Below are 19,458 nucleotides of genomic sequence, written 5' to 3'. Positions count from 1 at the left end.
AGTCTGCCCAGCCCACCCATGACGGCGGTTCCCATCCTCCCGTAACAAACGATTCAGGAACACTATGACAGAGACATCCGAACTCCAGCTTCCAGAAGACAAACCGCTCGAAATTGCCGGGCGGGTCTACCAGTCCCGTTTGCTCGTCGGGACCGGCAAATATCGTGACATGATGGAAACCGGCCATGCTATCGAATCCAGCGGTGCCGAGATTGTTACCGTTGCGGTGCGCCGCACGAACCTCGGCCAGAACCCGGATGAGCCGAATTTGCTGGATGTGATTTCCCCAAGCAGCTATACCATTTTGCCCAACACGGCGGGCTGCTATACCGCGAAAGACGCGGTCCGCACCTGCAAGCTGGCCCGCGAGCTTCTGGATGGCCACGACCTGGTGAAGCTGGAAGTCCTTGGCGAGGAGAAAACCCTTTACCCGAACATGACTGAGACCCTGGTTGCCGCCGAAGAGCTCATCAAGGACGGCTTCAAGGTCATGGTCTACTGCTCGGACGACCCGCTGCTGGCCAAGCGTCTGGAAGAGATGGGCTGTGTGGCCATCATGCCCCTTGGTGCCCCGATCGGTTCCGGCCTGGGTATCCAGAACCGGTATAACATCCGTCTGATCGTAGAGAATGCGAATGTTCCGGTGCTCGTGGATGCCGGTGTTGGCACCGCGTCGGATGCCACCATCGCCATGGAGCTGGGCTGCGACGGCGTACTGATGAATACCGCCATTGCCCAGGCCAAAGACCCGATCCGAATGGCCAACGCCATGCGCCTGGCCATTGAGTCTGGTCGTGAAGCCTATCTGGCGGGCCGGATGCCCAAGAAGCTCTATGCCAGCGCATCCTCGCCCATTGATGGCACCTTCTTCTGATCTCGGGCACAATCCTGACTAACGATAACCGAGGGCCGGCGCTGAACGACCGGCCCCGACAACGATAAATCAGAGCGCTGCTGTCCTGCCATGACTGACCAGAAACCCAGTCGCCGCGAGGCGATTCTCCATGCTCTTGTGGAACTCCTGGAGACCGATCCGGGCGCCCGTATCACCACCGCCGGTCTCGCCAAATCCGTGGGCGTTACCGAGGCCGCTTTGTATCGGCATTTTCCCAGCAAGCGGAAAATGTTCGAGGCGCTTATAGAGTTTGCTGAAGAGGCCGTGTTCTCTCGCTGCCAGGTGATCCTGCAGGAGCAGGAGGACGTGCGGATTCGCCTTCAACAGCTGGTGCATTTGGTGCTGGTGTTCGCTGAGCGCAACCCTGGCCTGTGCTGTGTGCTGACCGGCGATGCCCTGATGGGCGAGAACGACACCCTGCGCAAGCGTGCCTCCCAGTTCTTCGAGCGCCTGGAAACCCAGGTACGGCAAACCCTCAAAGAAGGCGAAATCCGCCAGGGTCTGCGGCCCCGGACGACGTCTGCTCGCGGCGCGGACTTTGTCCTGGTGTTTGTTGAGGGCCGGATTCAGCGGTTTATCCGTTCGTCGTTCTCGCGGTTGCCTTCTACTGACTTCGACGAGAGTTGGGGGTTGGTTGCCGAGGGTGTTTGGGGTTGAGTCTGGAGTCGGCTGCTTTAAATTCTGTAGCCTGAAGGCTTGGGAGTCTGGCGCCGTTGGGTGGGGCTTTTACGGAACCGCTACGAGCACATCCATGTGCGCTTGGCGTCGGCCATCCATGGCCGCCGACATTCCGTAAAAGCCCCACCCAACAGCGACTCTCCAGCTCTAGAGATATATCTTTCGATTACCCCCTATCCGATCTTTCTTCCAAATTTCTGCGATATCTCACTGCAATGCCGGCAGGGGATGGGAACCTTCTTCCCGGAATGTCGACGGCCAAGGATGGCCGGCGCCAAGCGCACATGGATGTGCTCGTAGCGGTTCCGGGAAGAAGGTTCCCATTCCGTGCCAGCCCCAAAGCTGGAAGGCTACGGCCAAAAATCTACCGGCGAGCACAGGTCTAATCAGTCATACCCCGAGGCCGACCGCAGGATAGACCGAACAGGCTCCCAGAGAGCCGGCGCCGAAATCAGGATGTCGCGGCCCCAGAGGTCGGCAGGATAGCCGTCGGGCACTTCACTGAAATGGCCAGCGGTGGCGCCTGCTTCCAGGGCGATCAGGCGGGCGGCGGCGAAGTCCCATGGGCTGACGTTTTCATAGTAGATATCTAATCGGCCACAGGCCACCCAGCAGATATCCAGTGCCGCGGAACCGATGCGGCGCAGGTCGCGGCATTGGTGAATCATCGCATCCAGGCGTTTGACCAGTGGTTCCAGGGCGTCTTTGGTGTAGGGGAAGCCGGTTGCAAACAGGGCATCACGGGGCACGGTGGCGCCGCTGTGGCGGATCGGATGGTTGTTCAGGGTGGCGCCTTCTGAGCGGGTCGCCCGGAAGGTTTCGCCGGGGAAGGGCGCATGCACCACACCGGCCTGAACCCGACCTTTTTCGGCATAGGCGATGGAGACGGCTACCTGGGGATGGCCATAGGCATAGTTCACGGTGCCATCGATGGGGTCGACGATCCAGAGGGGTGTATCCAGCTCCTCGGCCTGGCTAAGGTCGGGCATGGTCTCTTCCGAGAGAATCCGGTGGCCGGGGAAGCGTTTTCGGATGGCGCCTGTGATGAATTCGTCCGCCATCACGTCGGCGTGGGTTACCAGCTCGGTTTGATGCTTGTAATCGGTGCGCAGGGCGTTGCTGTCCCGCTCGCGGCGAATCAGTTCGCCCGCCTCGCGGGCCAGGTTTTCGGCAAAGTCGGTAATCTCGAGCAGAGAAACTGAATCAGACATGGCGCCCCCGTTGATATCCCGTTAGAGAATGAGGGCGCCAGTCTAACACGGCGGGATCAGAGGCTGTTCAGCCACTGCTCCATCTTGTCCATGGCGGTGACCAGCCGCGGGCAAGCCTGTTTCACGAAGTCGTCGCCCAATTCCTGTTCGGCATAGTCGCCGCCGGCGAGCTCTAACGATTCGGCGCCGTCGAAGTCGACGAAGGCCAGGCGCGCCGCCAGATGATCCGGCACGAAGCCAAAATCGCTGGCCGGCAGGATGGCAACGCCAGTGTTTTCCAGCAGGGCCTGGCAGAAGGCCTGGCTGGTCTTGATGTCTTTACTGGCCAGTTGTTCGCGGAAGCCGGAGAAGTCCGGGAACAGGTAGAACGCGCCTTCCGGTTTCTGGACTACCGCGCCCATGTCGCTCAGTCGACGGTGCATGTACTCGCCAACAACCTTCAGCACCCGACGGGACTGTTTGAGGTATTCGTCGATGTCGTCACCGCCATTGAACGCTGCAATGGCCGCGTGCTGGATCGGTGCGCTCGTCGCTGTGTAGGTTTCACTGGCGATGATGGCCATGGCGTCCTGCAGCGGCCTCAGTTCCCGGGGGAAAATGAATGTACCAAGGCGCCAGCCGCCGGCACCTGCCCATTTACTAAGGCCGGTACTGATGATGGTGCCTTCCGGGTAATACCGGGCAATGGATTTGTGCCTGCCCTCGAAATGCACCTCACCGTAGATCTCATCGGAGAGCAGGATCAGCCGGTATTTTCGGGCCACATTGGCAATGGCCAGTAGCTGGTCGTCGGTGTAGGTGCAGCCGGTGGGGTTGGACGGGTAGTTCAGGATCAAAATCCGGGGCCGCGAGGGATCATCCCGACAGATGATATCCAGCTCTTCGGCGGTAAGCTGCCAGTTGTTCTCGGCATGGGTCGGCAACCAGTGAACCGAGCGGCCGATGATCCGGGCTTGCGGGGCATAGGAAACCCAGCTCGGACGCGGGATCAGCAGATCACCATAGTAGGCCAGCTGCAGCATGAACAGCAGTTCCTTGGAGCCCGGGCCAATCAGCACGTCTTCCCAGGTGCAGTGCATGCGCTCACTCCGGCGAATGTAGCCGGCGATTGCCTCGCGTAAGCCCTTGAGCCCTTTTACCGGCAAATAGTCCTTTTCGTGGGCGTGCTCCTTGAGCGCCTCCACCACGCGATCAGGAACCGGGAAGGGGGACTGCCCCAGCCCGAGTTTGATAATGTCCTTGCCCTCGGATTTGAGGTGATTGCTCAGCTCATTGATTCGAAGGGTGGCCGAGGGCTGAATACCCCGGACGTTCAGGTTGATCGCGTAACGGTGGTCGTTTTGGATGTCCATTGTCCCTGTCTGTTGGTTGGAAATGACCCCGTCAGTATAGGAAACCCCAACATATCTGTGATGTCGTGGCGGATAGGTGATTGCCGCAGTTTTTCCTCAGACTTTGGTCTCGGCTAGCGGGATTTGATCCAGACTTCCACCCGACCATTGCGCGGGCTGCCGCTGCCGCCCACCGGCATGTACTGGCCATAACCCGTGTAGGCAACATCCGGCACGTTCACTTCCTGCAGGGCCTTGCGGACCGACAGGGCCCGGAGCTCGGAAATCATCTGGGCACGTAATTCATGGCTCTGGGTGTCGGCGAATCCGATGAGTAACAGGTCGTCAGCGGACCGGCCGTTCTGGTTCAGATACTGCTGAACTCGCTGCAGGTCGCGGCGGGCCTTGTTGTCGAGCTTGGTCCGGCCTTCGGAGAAACGGAAATTGACCGTCAGGCGATGGTAGTTGCTGGTCAGGCGGCGAAAACTCTCGGGCGTCGATTCGTCGAATTCCGGCTTGACCGCGATGGGATTCTGGGAGATGAATCCGGACTCGGCAACCAGTGCCTGGCCTTGCTGGCCGAGGGCAAAGCCAATCAGACCTGCGGAAAGTGGCGGGACGTCACTCCCGGGCGTGTACATGAACAGGCGTCGTGATAGCGGATAATCCTCGCTGGCAACGGTGAGCTGGTTGGGGTGAAGCGCCGGGGCATTGCCTTCCGAGATCGCCAGGAGTTTGCTCTTACGCACTGAGGCGAGGCCGGAGAAACCAATACCCGAAGGATCCCTGCTTACGTCATCCGACAGCTGGTCGTTGGATTCGTAGCGCCTGGCGTTGCTATCCAGTTCGAACTGTTTTCCAAGAACCAGGGATTTGAAGGTGTCCCAGGTTCCGGAACGGTCATCCCGGGCGTAGAGATGAATCGGGCGGTCCGGGCCGCCCAGCTCGGACCAGTTCCGGATCTGCCCGGAGAATACGCGGCCCAGGGTTTCGATGCTCATTTTGCTTACGGGGTTGGACGGGTGTACCAGAATGGCCAGGCCATCAATGGCAATAACGTGCTCGCTCTCGGGCGCAGTGAGATCCGCCCGGGCGCGAAATTGCTCTGCTTCCTGCGGTTTTACCGGGCGGGAAGAGGCCCAGATGTCGGCCTTGCCTGCGGCCATCGCCTTGAAGCCGGTGCTTGATCCGTGCGCTGCAACCAGCACCTCGGCCGCCCGATTGTTCACAGGCGCTCGCAGGATCTTTTCGTTTTCCACGCCGGTACCCCTGGCTGCAACCTGTCCGCCGCCATGCTCTTCCAGATAGCCGGTAACCAGCATTGGCGCCAGGGTAGCGCCGACGGTATTGGAACCGTGAATTTCCAGGTCATAGGCCTGGGCCTGAAAGGCCATAAGAGCGGGCAGTAGCAGTCCCGGGAGTGTTGCAGTCATCCGTGTGAATCGCGGCATCTTTCGAAAAACCCTTACCAGACAGTTGGTTGAGAAGCTGGAAGGATGCTTCAGAAATATGACATTTGTGTTTCATTGCCTAGACATTGGGACACAAGGCCGCAGGTCCCTGTAAAAAAATGTTAAGCAGTGCGCGGAGCGCAGCGTTCGGCTGGCCTATAGTGACGCATCCGCCGTAACAAAAATAAACACAGCGGGCAGAGGCACATCCATGGATGCCATAACATCGAAAGCCGGGCAGGCCCCTGCTGCGGGCGCACGACCAGTTCCCATGAAGAAGGTGTTGCTGGTTGATGACCATGCCCTTTTTTCCCAGGGGTTGGCGGGCCTGATCCGTCAGGAAGGCTTGGCCGAATCCGTTGTGATCGCCAGCACCGTTGAGGGCGCCTCGGATTTGTTGGTCCGTCAGGACGATTTTCAGCTGATCCTGCTCGATATCGCTTTGCAGGGCGAAACAGGGTTGGCGTTGTTACCCAGGCTGGCAAGCCACAGGGAGCCACCTCCGGTGGTGATCATTTCCAGCAGTGAAGACGAAGCTACGGTAAGAGCTGCGCAGGCAGCCGGTGCCAGTGGCTTTCTGGCGAAATCTGCCGGGCGGTCGGCGCTGGTGAGCATGGTCCGCTCTGTAAGCCGCGGTGAGAGGTATTTCCCTGGCGGTAACGATCCTGTGGCACCGGGGCTGTCGTTGACCCCGAGGCAAATGGACGTGCTCCTGTTGTTGGCCCAGGGCTTTCCCAATAAACGGATTTGCCAGAGCCTGAATTTGACGGAGCACACGGTGAAAACCCATCTCAAGGCGATTTTTACCCAGCTTGGTGTTCACAATCGGACAGAATGCGTGAATCTGGCGCGGGCTCGTGGGTGGTTGTGACGGCCGCGGGAAGCCGGACCCAGAACACAGACCCCCCGCCAGACCTCGACTCGGCGCCGCACTCTCCCCGCATCAGCGCAACAAATTCCTGAACAATGGTCAGGCCAAGTCCCAGCCCCGGATACTCACTGGGGCCTGCGCCCCTCACGTAGGGTGAGAACAGGTTATCCACCAGCCCGGGTGGCAGGCCGATGCCGTCATCCGCGACCTCCAGCAACACATGTGAGCCCATGGCTTTTGCTGACAGGGTAACGGCCGTGCCGCTGCTGTGTTGCACCGCATTGAATATTAGGTTCTGGAGGATCCGCGACAACAGTGATGGATCCGCCATAACCTGAAGATCACTACCCGGGTGGTCAATCCGAACCTCTATCTTGTTATTGCCAAGCGAGTCCGCCAGCAAATCGTTGAGATCCCGGAATACCGGTGCCAGTGTGGTTGGTCGGACAACGGCTTGCACCATGCCCTCGTTGAGCCGTGCGCTGTCGAATACGGTGCCCAGCAGGCGCCGGAGATGACGAATCATGTCCCTCAACTGTTGGGTGGCCGGGTGCGCTGCGGGGCCGTCTTTGCTTGGCGACAGGCTTTCCAGCGTTATGTCGATCACGTTCAGAGGCTGGCGCAGGTCGTGGCTGGCTGCGGTGATCAGTTCCGTTTTTCGCCGGCTCTCGTCGCGGGCCGCCTGATGCATGTGATCCAGCAGCTTGCGGTCCAGAAAGTGCGCTCGGTGGCGGTATTCACTGGTCCACGCGCCAACCATGCCGATAAGGTTGGCCGTGGTCAGGAAAAACAGGTTGGTCGCTATGTCGGAGCCGGACATACCGCTCCAGAGTTCGGTCAGAAGGTAGCCGACGATCAGAACAAGCGAGACCATGGACGCGCTGAAGAACGGCAGCCCCATGGCAAAGTATCCGAACATGAGCATCAGGATCATGCCCTCGTAGGGCAGCGGAAAGGCAACCTGTCGCGCGGCGGCAATGATTGCGACCACGCTCAGGCCACCTACGAGGTAGGCCAGGGTATAGATGCGCTCGAAGAGCCTGTCCGAGGGAGACGCGCGGTAGGCGAGCCAGACAACTGATGCAATCACCGGGCAGGTGACGGCGAGCCGGATGGAGACCGTGACCTGAGCCAGTTCTGGCGGCAGGGTCAGTGCATCCATAACCGCGTAGATCAAAAAAAGGAACAGGCCGGCCACTGAAACGGGCCGGGCTCGCTGTCGGATCAGTCCGGACCGGGTTCGCCGGTAAGCCTCCTCCAGATCGGGCGCAAAGCGCAGGTTCCGAAATCCGGCGGCCTGTTGTTGTCTGATCTGCTCGGTTGTCATGGCCGTTTCCAGTGTCGGGCAGGTTTCTGGATTGTATCCGCCCCGGCCGACTGGCTTCGCGAACCCGAGCACATTCCGGTCAGCCGTTACCGAGCATCTTCAGCCGTGCCCAGGTTCTGTCCTGCTCATCCGGGAAATGCTGTTCCAGCAGAGCTTCCTGCTGTTCCTGGATGTCGGCCTCGGTCAGACCCGAGGATTCCTCCCGTTCCATCGCGTCCCGGAACGCATCGAAGCGCTGGTCGAAGCGCTTACGCTGCTTGAGATACTTTACGACGCTCTCGACACCGTCCGGACCCACGCCAAGCTCTTCCAGTTGCCTGCCGGCGGCTTCCGGAGACGAGGCAGATTCAATGGCTGCTGTCCGGGCCTGTTGTTGTCGGCTGCTCGCGTGAAGGTGTTTTTCGGTTGTCCTCAATTCCTCGGGCAACTGATTGCGGTGCCACTGTACGAGTGCCTGTTTGCCCTGTTCGCTCAGGTCTGTGCGCTGCTGAATGGCCAGTGTCGCCAGTGTGTATTCGCTGTAAGCCTCCTCAAGCCCGAAGAAAGCCCGGTGGGCATCAGGGCTGAAGGTGCTGGCGCGCAGTTCTTTCAGCTGTGCCAGGGCATCGCCCAGCGCCGTCAGCTGATAGCCCGGATCCTCTGTTCGGGCTGGGTCGAGTCGGGTTTGCAGGACTTGCAGTGACGCCTGTTTATAGGCGAGATACTCATCGAGGAGCGCCAGCGCCTGGGTGGAAGCGGGTTCAGGCAAGTGGTTCCTGGCCATGGTTTCGATCTGTTGAATGGCTGTTTCCGGAGTCACCTCGCCGACCGTGCTGAGGAAGTAATCGAAAAAGTCACGCACCCGGAGATTGATAACCAGCTCGCCGTTGTCATCGGCTGTCAGGGCGCCGTCAATTTGTGTCCCTGATAGCGACGCCGCAAACGGGGTCGGCCCGAGGGAATCAGGAGTTCGGGATTGCTCCTGTCCAGAAGAAGGCTCTTCCGGGACCGCTTTGGCGCTGTGCTCGGATGCTGGCGTTGGCGACTTCGCCGGGGCCGCGGATGATGGTGGCATTGAAGCCGAAATTTCGGCGTTTGTCTGGGCTGTTCCGGCAAGGCCATACCAGAGAGCACCGGCGACCAGGACGGCCGCCAGTGCACCCGGGAACAGCCACCGACGCGCTTCGATGGATGTCCGCTTCATGGTCACCTCACAGACCGCGGTTTTTAAGCCGGTTGGCCTGGGTGCGGTAAAGGGTGACAGGGTTGGTCCACAGAGAACGGGCTCCGAGAAGGTGGTTTATGGCGTCCACGTGGTTCATGTCGTAGTGGGTGCCGATCACCCGGCCCATCATGGTTGAGCAGACGCCTACCAGCCCGTCGTTGGGCTCGCTGCCAAAGGCCAGTGAAGTGATACCCAGGAACGGGTCGGTAATGTCGAACGCATTGGTCCACACGCCCCGGCCGGTCCAGGAAAAGAACTTGATGCGATTGCCGTCTATCCAGACATCCTCGCTGGTTCCGGCGCAGCTATTCCGGTTCACGCCTTTCCAGCCAAGGGCATCGTTCAGGCTGGTTGTGCCAGGTGTGGTGAGGGTCTCCAGCGCCGCCAGCCCGTTCTGAGGGTTGTCTGCTCCGGACAAGGCATTGATCAGATCGCCCAGGGCGTTGGCGATGGCGTTGGCGCCGCCTTCGACATAGCTACCCGGCGGAAGGATTCCCCGGACCACATCGGCCACTTTGGAGCCCTTGTTAACGCCGTCGATGGAGGTGATTGAGGCAATACGGTGAGGAATCAGGGCTGCCGTCACCCGGGAGGTAGGCGCGCCCTGGCTGTGGGCCATCAGGTTGACTTTGGAATGGCCGAGGCTGTTGACGTAGTTCGCCAGTTGCTGGCCCCGCTGCTCACTGCTGTTGACGAAGGACACGCTGGCGGAATAGACCTGTGCGCCACTGCGCTCAAGATTCCAGGGAATGGTATGGAAGTAGTTCACCAGGCCGCCGATGGTGTTGAACCCGGTGACGCCGTGAACCAGGACAATCGGGTGGCGGGTCTGGGTGTAGCCGGCGTGGCTTGAAAATGAGGCGGACAGCAAGGCCAGCCCCAGCACAACTGCTGTGGTAAATCGAATACGCATGTGTGACTCCTGTTGTTTTTGTTGACGGCTGCATCAGGCAGCCGACGGTCGTCGATGCGTTGTCGATTATTGGTATGTCAGGAGCGATCAGGAATCGCCCCAAAATGGGTGAGGACAGGAAGGCTGCGTATTCAGGAAAACCGGTGGGGTTCCAGCTCCATATGCTGGATGCGCTGGCCCAGCATGATGATACGGCCGGTGTAGCGCTCCTCACCGGTGGATGTGAAATCGAACAGGAAGCGGCGCCAGACTCGGATCCGCCCCTGATCGTCGCGTTTGAACCATAGGCCACGGAGGAATACCGCATCATCCAGCAGCATCACGTCCATGCTTTTGCAATAGCGACGCGCTGCCTGGAGCACGAAATCCTTGATGGCTTTGGCGCGCCACCAGTACCAGACAGCGAATCCGGCCACGAATAGCCAGAACAGGGTTCCAAGAGTCACGGTCTCAGCGATCTTCCACGGTTGCTCAGAGGGATGATCGCCAGCCTACCCTATTGCGTCGGCTCGGGGAATCGCTGACGCTTACCGGATTCCGACGCCGGCAACAGTCGGTCACACAGCATCTGCAGGAAATGGCTGGTCAGCAACTGGGCCTGATCCACGTTATTGCCGAGGTGTTCCGACTCTTCCCGGGCGTTTTCGCTGCTCTCGACGGAGCGGTTACCGAGTTCCAGGAGTCGTGCTGCCTGACGTTCCACCTGAACGCTCAAGGCCGCCTGTTGTTCGGTAGCGCCGGCTACCTCATGGGTGCAGGACGTAATGAGATCCACATCTCTGAGGGTCGCTTCCAGCGTCTCGCTGGCCTCATTGGCGATGCCTGCCGTTTGCTGACAGCAGTGGGTGCCGTTGTTGATCACCTCGACCACCTCACGGGTTTCGCTTTGCAGGGCAGCAATCATCTCATCGATCTTGCGGGTGGATTCGTGAGTTCGCTGGGCCAGTCCCCGAACCTCATCGGCAACCACGGCGAAGCCGCGACCTGATTCGCCGGCTCGCGCCGCTTCGATGGCGGCATTGAGAGCCAGCAGATTGGTCTGCTCGGCGATGTCGGAGATCACATCCAGAACCATGCCAATGGCATCGCTTTTTTCGGACAGCGCCTGCATGCGGTCATTGGCCACAGAAAGCTGGCCGCCGAGCTCGGACAGCGACTGATTCATGGATGTCATCTGTCCGCGACACTGGTTGGCTGACTGGCGCGCGTCGTCCGTTGCGTCGTGGGTCCGTGCGGTCAGTTCGCTGACCCGCCGCACGCTTTCCGCCAGCTCCTCAAAAGCACGGGTTATGTCCTGGATATCGCCCTGCTGGCTGCGGATGCTGGCTACAGAGTTGGCGACCCACTCGACGGTCCGCTGTTTCCGGCCGTGGAGCTTGCCCACATTGGCGTGCATGCGGGCGGAAACGGCCCGAAGAACGGCATCCCGTTTCTGGCGATCAAATTCGATCCAGGCACCTTCATCCCTGCGTCCGGTATAGATCCAGGGCATGGCCGGGTGGGTCTCGGTACAAGCCGATCTGGCGCTGCGCATCACAGGAAGGGTAAGCCAGACCAGTACCGCGAATACTGCCAGCAGCAGCCCTTGCAATGTCACTAGATGGGACAGGGCGAGCTCTGAAAGTCCGAACCAGAGCAGGGCAACCGCCAGCAGTCCATACAGGCAGCCCAGTTTCAATGCCAGGGGCGGACTGACTGCAAGGTATCTGCGGGGGACTTTGCCTTGTTTCCAGGCCGAATAAAGTTTCTCCGCCCGGGCAACCTGATCTGGTCGGGGGCGTGTGCGAACAGACTGGAACTCAACAATCTCGCCGTCTTTGCGAATTGGCGTAACAAAAGCGTCCACCCAGTAATGATCGCCGTTCTTGCAGCGGTTCTTCACCATACCCCGCCAGGATTCGCCGGATTTAATGGTTTGCCAGAGATTTTCGAATGCCCCCGGCGGCATGTCCGGATGCCGTATCAGGTTGTGGGGCTGGCCGACCAGTTCGTCAATTGTATAGCCAGCGACTTCGGCAAACTCTTCGTTTGCGGCGGTGATCTTGCCGCGAAGGTCGGTGGTGGTGATCAGGTGGTAGTGGTCCGGGTAAACCTGTTCTTTCTGAGTGACCGGTTCGTTGACTCGCATGGCGTTTCCTTGCACGGGTCAGTGTTTTTCTCGTTGTTGGCCTACTATCAACCCGTTCTTTTGTCCTGAATATCCGGTTATTGCAATAAATGAAAATATGTTCATCTATTTGCTGTTTCCCCTGGTGGTTTCTCGTCTTTTGCAATATGTGGCTAGGTTGGCGACAGATACTGCTTATGCTGGTGGGTGGAACTGATCGGACATGATTCAGGGGCTGCTAAAAAGGAGTGAGCAGTGCATGCAGGCATTACAACAACAAGATTTCAGGGCTCTCGTCGACAACCACCCAAAAGCCATCATGCTGGCAACCAGGGAGCCAAGGATTCTTTACGTGAACGAGAAATTCCGTTCAGTCACCGGCTACCGGTCGGACGAGGTGCTTGGCCAACCCCCTTCTGTGCTCAGCTCGGGATTTCACTCCCGCGAGTTCTATCAATCCATGTGGAGGGCCATTGGTCATAAGGGGCGCTGGGAGGGACTGGTCTGGAATCGGCGCAAGAACGGCGAGACCTATCCACAGTGGTTGATGATCTATCCGGTTGAGCATGAAAACCATCGGTTTTACGCCGGCGTTTTCATGGATGTCGGTGATATGACGGCTGACGATGAGCGCCTCGCCTCGCTGGCCTATTACGACCCGTTGACCGAGCTGCCCAATCGCGCGCTGTTTCAGGAGTTCCTCAAGGCGCGTGTCTCACAGAGGGTAAAGGACGGTCAGGCGTTTGCGGTGCTCTATATCGACCTGGATTTCTTCAAGTCCGTAAACGATTTGCATGGACATGATTGTGGTGACCGGGTTTTGCAGCAGGCAGCTCTATGTATCCAGAGTGTGCTGCGCCGCGGGGATGTCGTGGCCCGCCTGTCGGGTGACGAATTCGCCGCTATTATCGAGCTGCGGAATGATGATGACCTTGAGAGCGTGTGTCAGCGGATGGTTCAGAGCTTCAGGGCGCCAGTGATTGTCGATCATCGCGAGTATTTTTTGTCGTCATCTGTTGGCGCCGCCGTCTATCCGGACCATGGCAGTCAGGCATCCGAGCTTCTGCAGAACGCGGATCGGGCCATGTACGCAGCAAAGCTTGCGGGGCGGGCCTGTTTCCGGATTTACGATGCGATCGACACCGAACAGGGTCGGCAGGCCGAGCTGCTATCCGAGGCGTTAATTGTTTCACTGAAAACGGCACCGGAGGAGTTCACGGTTGTTTACCAGCCACAGTACCACCTCGATACCGGCAAGATGGCCGGGCTGGAGGCACTTCTACGCTGGACCCACCCCGAATTCGGTGCCGTGTCACCCGCTGATTTTGTGCCGATCGCCGAACAACGAGGCCATATCCACGAGCTCACAGAGCATTTGGTCCGTTGCATTGAGTCGGATCTCTCCGAATTCCCCGCCTCATTTCTCCGTGGTCTGCGGCTTGCTCTCAATATTTCGGCCCGGCAGATCACGGATTCCCGTCTTGAAGCCCTCTTGAACCCACTGTTCGAGAGAATTCGAGCAGTGGGGTGGCGCCCTGAAATCGAGATTACCGAAACCCATTTGATGAATCTTTCACGTCAATGTCTCGACAGACTGGCGGAATTCTGTGAGCAGGGGGTTGTCGTCGCAATTGATGATTTTGGCACAGGATACTCTTCGCTTGCCTACCTTCACACGTTGCCAGTTCAGGTGCTGAAAATTGATCGTCAGTTTACTCAAAGATTGGGTGGGGAATCGCGAGATTCACGCATCGTCTCCGCGATTTTGGCAATTGCCGATGCCCTTGAACTGGAGGTGGTTGCTGAGGGAATCGAGAACGCCGAGCAGCACGCAAAACTGAGAGAATTGAAATGCCAGAGAGGACAGGGATATTTGATGGCGCGGCCGGCTCCCTGGAGAGTATGGAGCGCCAATCTGATTGACCACAGTCAAGAGAAGAGCAAATAACCCTAAAATTCACAGGGTTTTGCAAGATATGGCTAGTGGGAAAGTGTTGCCTCCTATAGAAGTAGCCCAATATTTTGTTTCAGGGCTCAAATGAGAAAGACATCTCCAAAACCGGATCTGGACGCGTATTTGAGGCTGAATAACGCCTCATTTGAGGAGTGGATCACCGCTCTCCGCGTGCTGTCTGGCTGCGACGATATAAAATGCCGCCCGCATTCGGGCGGCGGCAGTATTGGTTCTCTCTCTGCTCTTGATAGTGCGCGCGGTCGGGTTATTTCGCTCAAAGCCAGCAAAGGGATAGACGTGTCGGGTTTTCGTTCAACCGAATCTGTCCTGTTGTTACCCCGGGAAGGGGTGCCGGAAATCGCCATTCGGGGAGGCCTCTGGCGGCCTCTGGACCGACTGCTTGTACTTGTTCCACAAGACAGGTTCGAACTTCGTCTGGCACCTGGAACAAAGGTTATGATCCTGAGGCCAGATGTTGGTGCTCTGGGTGACTGGATCGCGCAATCATCTGATCAATGTCTTACCGTTCTTGAAGCAATAATTGACTGTTACCTGGAACGTTTGCCATTTGTTCGGGGAGATGAACAGGCCAGGCAGTTGACGAACCGCTTTTTCGATACGTTGGCGACGCCCTGGACACCCCGGAAGGCAGCTGTGTGTTCGGAACGCAACCTTGACCGCCGTTTGCAGCGAGTGGTCGAAAAAATCATGCAGGATCCTGCCTGGGAGTTCGACCTCAAGGAACTGGCAAGTTACGCCGGGGTCAGCGAGCGGAATCTCTACTACCTGATGAAGCGGGAAACGGGTATTACGCCTTATCGGTTCTATCAGAGGGCTCGTTTGACCCGGGTTCGGGAGCGGTTGGTTGACTGTCAGTGTGAGGTGCCACACATCTCCTGGTACGCCGCGGATGAGGGGTTTTCCCACCTTGGCCGATTTGCCGCCATGTACCGTGAGCATTTTGGGGAGCTGCCCAGCGAAACCGTCCAATGGCGCCGTAACCTGCTGCGACGCAGCGTTGCGTCCGCGGAGGAACTTGTAGAGACGTGATTGTCTCACGCAAAAAAAGGCCCGGCGCACGTTGCCGTGGCCGGGCCTGATACCTTGCTTCCTATCAGTGGGCCGGAGCTGACTTTTCCTCAGGTCCGGAGCCGTTACCGTATTCCTCGGAGGCTGAGCCGTGATGATCACGGCCCAACAGGATATAGAACGCCGGTAAGACAAAGATAGTGAACAGGGTGCCGATACCAAGACCTGCGCTGATGGTCAGGCCGATGGCAAAGCGGCTCTCTGCACCCGGGCCGATGGCAATCAGCAGAGGCACCATGGCAAAGATCAGCGCCAGTGATGTCATGATGATTGGCCGCAGACGAATGGCGGCAGCCTCGATGACCGCATCCACTTTGTTAAGCCCACGCTCCTTCTGCAACTGGTTGGCGAACTCGACAATCAGGATACCGTTCTTGGACACCACCCCGATCAGCGTGATCAGACCCACCTGGGTATAGATGTTCATGGTGGCAAACCCGAGCACGATGAACGCCATTGCCCCGGCTACCGACATGGGCACCGAAACCAGGATGATGAACGGGTCCCGCCAGCTTTCGAACTGGGCTGCCAGAACCAGGTAGATGACCAGCAGCGACAGGAAGAAGGTCACCATCAATGCGCTGCCCTGGGTGGCCAACTGTCGTGTCTGGCCGGTGTAGTCGTAGGTGTAACCCTGCGGGAACACTTCGGCGGCGGTCTGCTCCATGAAGTCCATGGCAGTACCGGCGGCTACCCCGGGCATAACCACACCCTGAAGGGTCAGCGAGTTCTGCTGGTTGAACTGGGTCCGGTTGGACGGCTCAACGTCCTGGGTGAAGCTGACGACGCTGCCCAGCGGCACCAGTTCGCCGTTGTCTGCCCGAATGTAGTACTCATTGAGTGCCTGGGCGTCCAGCCGGAACTGCTGATCTACCTGCGGAATGACCTGGTAGGAACGGCCCTCCATGCTGAACCGGTTGATGTAGCCGCCTCCGAGCATGCTCGACAGGCTCTGGCCGACGTCCTGCATGGACAGACCCAGGTCCGCCACCCGGTCCCGATCAACGTTGATACGCGTGATCGGACGATCAAAGTTGATGGACTTCTGCAGGAACATGAAGTTACCGCTGCCCATGGCTTTGCCGAGCAGTTCGTCAGCCACCTGGTCGAGCTGTTCATAGTTGTTGCCGGTGGTGATTACGAACTGGAACGGCAAACCGCCGCCGGAGCCCGGCAGTGAGGGGCGCGGGAAGACTGCGGTTTGCAGCCCGGTGACGTTTTTGAGCTCGGCATCAAGTTTGGGCTGGGCCTCAAACTGGCTGATTTCCCGCTCGCTCCAGGGCGCCATCTTGAAACCACCGAATACGGCATTTGGGCCGGTGATCCCGATGATCATGAAGTCTTCGTTGTAGCCCGGAACCGTCGACATACGCTCCTGGATTTCATCGCCGTGCTCCAGCAGGTAATCCAGTGTCGACGTCTGTGGGCCAAGGCCCTGATAGAACAGAATGCCCTGGTCCTCGGTGGGAGCCAGCTCGTTCTGGCTCATGGAGACCATGAAATAGATTGAGCCCAGCACCACGACGGCGAAGAAAACCACGACCGACTTGGTTTGCATCAGTGAGCTCAGGGCCGACTTGTAGGTGGCGGCGAGGCCGTTGAACGTTTTCTCTACCAGGTTTTCGAATTTACCCGGGTTGCCGTGGGGTTTGAGAACCTTGCCCGACAGCATCGGAGAAAGCGTCAGGGCAACAATGCCGGAAATAACCACGGTACCGGCCAGCGTGAAGGCGAACTCCGTAAACAGGGAGCCAACAAGCCCGCCCATGAAGCCGATCGGGGCGTACACCGCCACCAGGGTGGTGGTCATGGCAATGATGGGAACCGCCATTTCCCGCGCACCATTGATTGCGGCGTCAAAACGGGATTCTCCCTGCTCAATGTGCCGGTGAACGTTCTCTACCATGATAATGGCGTCATCCACAACGAGACCGATGGCGAGAACCATCGACAGCAGGGTAAGCAGGTTCAGCGAGAAACCGAACATCAACATGATGAAGGCGCCGCCAATCAGTGACAGCGGCACCGCAACCGACGGAACAATCGAAGCCCGAACCGAGCCGAGGCAGAGGAACACCACCACCAGAACGATGATCATGGCTTCCAGCAGTGTCTGGATAACCTCGTTGATGGAATCTTCGATAAAGTCTGAGGCGTCGTAAGCCAGGCGAACATCCAGGCCCGAAGGTAGTTGGCTTTCGATGTCCGGCAGCTCGCCCTTCACCAGGCCGGCGACGGTCAGCGGGTTGGCTCCGGGGGCCAGTTCAATCGCCACGTAAGTGGCAGGCTGTCCCTTGTAAAGAGCCAGTTGATCGTAGGTCTCCGAGCCCAGTTCGACTCGGGCGATGTCCTGCAGTCGGATCTGGGTGCCTTCGGACTGTTTGACGACCAGGTTGCGGAACGCATCCGGATCAGCGACGTCGGTGTCGCTGGTCATGCTGATTTCGGTGTAGGTGCCCTTGGTGTTACCTACGGCAGCCTGATAGTTGTTGGCGCGGAGCTTTGCGACTACCTCCTGCGGTGTCATGTCGACGGCCGCCAGGCGCTCCGGATCCAGCCAAACCCGAAGGGCAAATTTACGTCCCAGCAGTTCGGCCTTGCCGACACCGGAAAGCGCCTGCAGTCGGGGCTGGACAACGCGGGTCAGGTAGTCGGTGATCTCGGGCACCGCCAGCTCGTTACTGTAGAAGGCGATATACATCAGGGCGGTTGAGTCACCGGTGGTGGAGGTGATGACCGGGTCCTGGGCCTCCGCCGGCAGCACGTTGCGCTGGCTCGCCACCTTCGCCTGGATTTCAGCAAGGGCTGCGTTGGCGTCATAGTTCAGCACCATTTTGGCTTCAATGGTGGAAGTGCCCTGCGAGCTTGTGGATGTGAGATAGTCAATGCCACTCGCCTCGGCAATGGCCTGCTGCAGCGGCGTGGTAATGAAGCCTTTGATCAGGTCGGAGCTGGCACCGGGGTAGGCCGTTGTCACGGTCACCGTGGTGCTTTCAAGCTCAGGGTACTGCCGAATTTCCATTTCCATGGCCGCGCGGGCGCCCAGGAGCAGTATCAGCAGGCTGACCACCGTCGCCAGCACGGGACGGTGGATAAAAATGTCGGTGAAGCGCATTACTCAGACGCCCCCTGCTTCTGCTCTTCGTCCTGAATGGCAACTTTCTGACCTGCGCGCAGGCGCAGCAACCCCTTCTCTACAACGGTTTCACCGGCTTCCAGCCCGGACAGAACGGCTACGCGGGTGTTGCGGGTTTCGCCGGTGGTTACCGTGCGACGATTAACCACCAGATTCCCGTCGTCATTCTCTTCAACGACAAACACAAAGTCGCCGTAAGTGTTGTAGGAGATGGCGGTGCGCGGCACCGTGACTACCTCGTTGTCTTCCGGTTGCTGCGTCAACACGGTGGCAAACATGCCCGGGCGCAGGAGGTTGTCCGGGTTAGACAGCGTGGCGCGGACTCGGACAGTCCGGGTCTCCGGGTTAACCGAGGTGTTGATTGCGCTGACGGAACCCTCGAAATCCTGCTCCGGAACAGCTGCGACGGTGGCGACCACCGGGTAGCCTGTTGCTACGTTCGGCAGGTTTTTCTCGGAGAGGGTATAGTCGACATAAATCGGATCCAGCATGTTGATCTCGACAATTGGGGTGCCGGTGGCAATGTATTCGCCCTGGTCGACCATCCGGATGCCGAGCGTGCCATCGAAGGGCGCGCGGATGATTTTCTTGCTCAACTGGGCCTCGGCTTCATTGACCCGCGCACGGGCGGCGTCGAAATTGGCCTTGGCTTCATCGTATTGGGACTGCGACACTGCGCGCTTGGGTAACAGGTCGGATACCCGTTTGAATTCCTGCTCGGCCAGTTGCGCCTCGGCACGGCGAGTGCGAAGGGCAGCCTCATCAATGGCGGCGTCGATGCGGATCAATACATCGCCCTGTTTGACCACGTCGCCGGATTCGAAATTGATGGCCTCAATCACACCGGGTACCTCATTGGCCACCCGGATGCCGTTAATGGCTTCAACACTGCCCACGGCCTTTATGGCGGGTGTCCAGGCTTCGTTCTGAGCCTCAACGGCGGAAATCTGCGCCGGCGGTTGGGGCTGGGACATCTGCTCTTGCATCTGGCCAAACTGGTAGAATTTGTAGCCGAAGATGCCTCCGAGCACTACGCCGAGAAATATAATGACGATCAGAAAGCGGGAAGCAGTGCGCATGATTCGGGTCCTGAGGATCTGTGTCAGATTTTGGGAAGCATAGCATCCTACAAAACAGGGTCGCTAATGTCACCGGGTTGTAAGTATTTCTATCTAGACTTCGGGTTGGTCAGATTTGACAGATATCATGGTCGTTTTCTTGGCGGGAGCTTTTCCGCGCAGGGCACTGGTAATGTAACAGGCGACAGTGACAGAATTACGACGGTATTCAG

At 58.7% G+C, this 19,458-nt stretch carries 15 protein-coding genes; 5 read left to right on the top strand and 10 right to left on the bottom strand.

Annotation, left to right across the window (positions count from 1 at the left end; all coding sequences use genetic code 11):
- Positions 1–64 precede the first annotated feature (64 nt).
- Both HP15_RS16230 and slmA read left to right on the top strand, forming a co-directional pair.
- Positions 65–874, top strand: a complete 810-nt coding sequence (locus tag HP15_RS16230) for a thiazole synthase (RefSeq protein WP_014578475.1) — start codon at positions 65–67, stop codon at positions 872–874.
- Between the two features lie 90 nt (positions 875–964).
- Entirely contained in the window at positions 965–1,552 is a 588-nt protein-coding gene (gene slmA, locus HP15_RS16225) for a nucleoid occlusion factor SlmA (RefSeq protein ID WP_014578474.1), read from the top strand.
- Between the two features lie 407 nt (positions 1,553–1,959).
- Here slmA and HP15_RS16220 read toward each other — a convergent pair whose 3' ends face one another.
- From HP15_RS16220 to HP15_RS16210, 3 genes are all read right to left on the bottom strand, one after another.
- Entirely contained in the window at positions 1,960–2,784 is an 825-nt protein-coding gene (locus HP15_RS16220) for an inositol monophosphatase family protein (RefSeq protein ID WP_014578473.1), read from the bottom strand.
- Positions 2,785–2,840: 56 nt separating this feature from the next.
- Entirely contained in the window at positions 2,841–4,136 is a 1,296-nt protein-coding gene (locus tag HP15_RS16215) for a pyridoxal phosphate-dependent aminotransferase (protein WP_014578472.1), read from the bottom strand.
- A 113-nt stretch (positions 4,137–4,249) separates the two neighbouring features.
- A complete protein-coding gene (locus HP15_RS16210) occupies positions 4,250–5,548 on the bottom strand; it encodes a substrate-binding domain-containing protein (protein ID WP_227499649.1) in 1,299 nt (432 codons plus the stop codon).
- 229 nt (positions 5,549–5,777) lie between these two features.
- On the opposite strand from HP15_RS16210, the gene HP15_RS22010 reads away from it, so the two are divergent.
- Complete coding sequence (locus HP15_RS22010) at positions 5,778–6,437, top strand: response regulator transcription factor (RefSeq protein WP_008173353.1); 660 nt, start codon at positions 5,778–5,780, stop codon at positions 6,435–6,437.
- Here the strand turns inward: HP15_RS22010 and HP15_RS16200 are convergent.
- The 5 genes from HP15_RS16200 to HP15_RS16180 all read right to left on the bottom strand — a co-directional run bounded on the left by HP15_RS16200 (position 6,370) and on the right by HP15_RS16180 (position 12,009).
- Positions 6,370–7,764 (bottom strand): sensor histidine kinase, encoded by a 1,395-nt coding sequence (locus HP15_RS16200; RefSeq protein WP_041645670.1) that lies wholly within the window; start codon positions 7,762–7,764, stop codon positions 6,370–6,372. The genes HP15_RS22010 and HP15_RS16200 overlap by 68 nt on opposite strands.
- Positions 7,765–7,843: 79 nt before the next feature.
- The gene (locus tag HP15_RS16195) at positions 7,844–8,947 is read right to left on the bottom strand and encodes a lipase secretion chaperone (protein WP_041646388.1); all 1,104 of its coding nucleotides are present in this window, start codon (positions 8,945–8,947) and stop codon (positions 7,844–7,846) included.
- Between the two features lie 7 nt (positions 8,948–8,954).
- Positions 8,955–9,881: an esterase/lipase family protein gene (locus HP15_RS16190; protein WP_008173346.1), complete on the bottom strand. Its 927-nt coding sequence runs from the start codon at positions 9,879–9,881 to the stop codon at positions 8,955–8,957.
- A 131-nt stretch (positions 9,882–10,012) separates the two neighbouring features.
- Positions 10,013–10,327 (bottom strand): DUF3301 domain-containing protein, encoded by a 315-nt coding sequence (locus HP15_RS16185; protein ID WP_008173344.1) that lies wholly within the window; start codon positions 10,325–10,327, stop codon positions 10,013–10,015.
- 50 nt (positions 10,328–10,377) lie between these two features.
- Positions 10,378–12,009: a methyl-accepting chemotaxis protein gene (locus HP15_RS16180; protein WP_014578467.1), complete on the bottom strand. Its 1,632-nt coding sequence runs from the start codon at positions 12,007–12,009 to the stop codon at positions 10,378–10,380.
- A 238-nt stretch (positions 12,010–12,247) separates the two neighbouring features.
- Here HP15_RS16180 and HP15_RS16175 point away from each other — a divergent pair, with 238 nt between their 5' ends.
- Positions 12,248–13,936, top strand: a complete 1,689-nt coding sequence (locus HP15_RS16175) for a putative bifunctional diguanylate cyclase/phosphodiesterase (protein ID WP_041645667.1) — start codon at positions 12,248–12,250, stop codon at positions 13,934–13,936.
- Positions 13,937–14,398: 462 nt separating this feature from the next.
- The gene (locus HP15_RS16170) at positions 14,399–14,992 is read left to right on the top strand and encodes an AraC family transcriptional regulator (protein WP_227497821.1); all 594 of its coding nucleotides are present in this window, start codon (positions 14,399–14,401) and stop codon (positions 14,990–14,992) included.
- Between the two features lie 64 nt (positions 14,993–15,056).
- On the opposite strand, the gene HP15_RS16165 is transcribed toward HP15_RS16170, so the two are convergent.
- A complete protein-coding gene (locus HP15_RS16165; protein WP_014578464.1) occupies positions 15,057–18,146 on the bottom strand; it encodes an efflux RND transporter permease subunit in 3,090 nt (1,029 codons plus the stop codon).
- Positions 18,146–19,246 (bottom strand): efflux RND transporter periplasmic adaptor subunit, encoded by a 1,101-nt coding sequence (locus HP15_RS16160; protein WP_008173339.1) that lies wholly within the window; start codon positions 19,244–19,246, stop codon positions 18,146–18,148. The genes HP15_RS16165 and HP15_RS16160 overlap by 1 nt, the downstream gene beginning before the upstream one ends.
- Between the last annotated feature and the right edge of the window lie 212 nt (positions 19,247–19,458).

It is taken from the genome of Marinobacter adhaerens HP15 (assembly GCF_000166295.1).
Classification (GTDB): Bacteria; Pseudomonadota; Gammaproteobacteria; order Pseudomonadales; family Oleiphilaceae; genus Marinobacter; species Marinobacter adhaerens.
The sequence above is the reverse complement of the archived record's forward strand: the minus strand, read 5'-3'. Positions and strand labels throughout refer to the sequence as shown.

Bases quoted from the DNA above. Each gene is read 5' to 3' on its own strand.
- HP15_RS16230 (WP_014578475.1), top strand. From the start codon at position 65: ATGACAGAGACATCCGAACTCCAGCTTCCAGAAGACAAACCGCTCGAA.
- slmA (WP_014578474.1), top strand. From the start codon at position 965: ATGACTGACCAGAAACCCAGTCGCCGCGAGGCGATTCTCCATGCTCTT.
- HP15_RS16220 (WP_014578473.1), bottom strand. From the start codon at position 2,784: ATGTCTGATTCAGTTTCTCTGCTCGAGATTACCGACTTTGCCGAAAAC.
- HP15_RS16215 (WP_014578472.1), bottom strand. From the start codon at position 4,136: ATGGACATCCAAAACGACCACCGTTACGCGATCAACCTGAACGTCCGG.
- HP15_RS16210 (WP_227499649.1), bottom strand. From the start codon at position 5,548: ATGACTGCAACACTCCCGGGACTGCTACTGCCCGCTCTTATGGCCTTT.
- HP15_RS22010 (WP_008173353.1), top strand. From the start codon at position 5,778: ATGGATGCCATAACATCGAAAGCCGGGCAGGCCCCTGCTGCGGGCGCA.
- HP15_RS16200 (WP_041645670.1), bottom strand. From the start codon at position 7,764: ATGACAACCGAGCAGATCAGACAACAACAGGCCGCCGGATTTCGGAAC.
- HP15_RS16195 (WP_041646388.1), bottom strand. From the start codon at position 8,947: ATGAAGCGGACATCCATCGAAGCGCGTCGGTGGCTGTTCCCGGGTGCA.
- HP15_RS16190 (WP_008173346.1), bottom strand. From the start codon at position 9,881: ATGCGTATTCGATTTACCACAGCAGTTGTGCTGGGGCTGGCCTTGCTG.
- HP15_RS16180 (WP_014578467.1), bottom strand. From the start codon at position 12,009: ATGCGAGTCAACGAACCGGTCACTCAGAAAGAACAGGTTTACCCGGAC.
- HP15_RS16175 (WP_041645667.1), top strand. From the start codon at position 12,248: ATGCAGGCATTACAACAACAAGATTTCAGGGCTCTCGTCGACAACCAC.
- HP15_RS16170 (WP_227497821.1), top strand. From the start codon at position 14,399: ATGATCCTGAGGCCAGATGTTGGTGCTCTGGGTGACTGGATCGCGCAA.
- HP15_RS16165 (WP_014578464.1), bottom strand. From the start codon at position 18,146: ATGCGCTTCACCGACATTTTTATCCACCGTCCCGTGCTGGCGACGGTG.
- HP15_RS16160 (WP_008173339.1), bottom strand. From the start codon at position 19,246: ATGCGCACTGCTTCCCGCTTTCTGATCGTCATTATATTTCTCGGCGTA.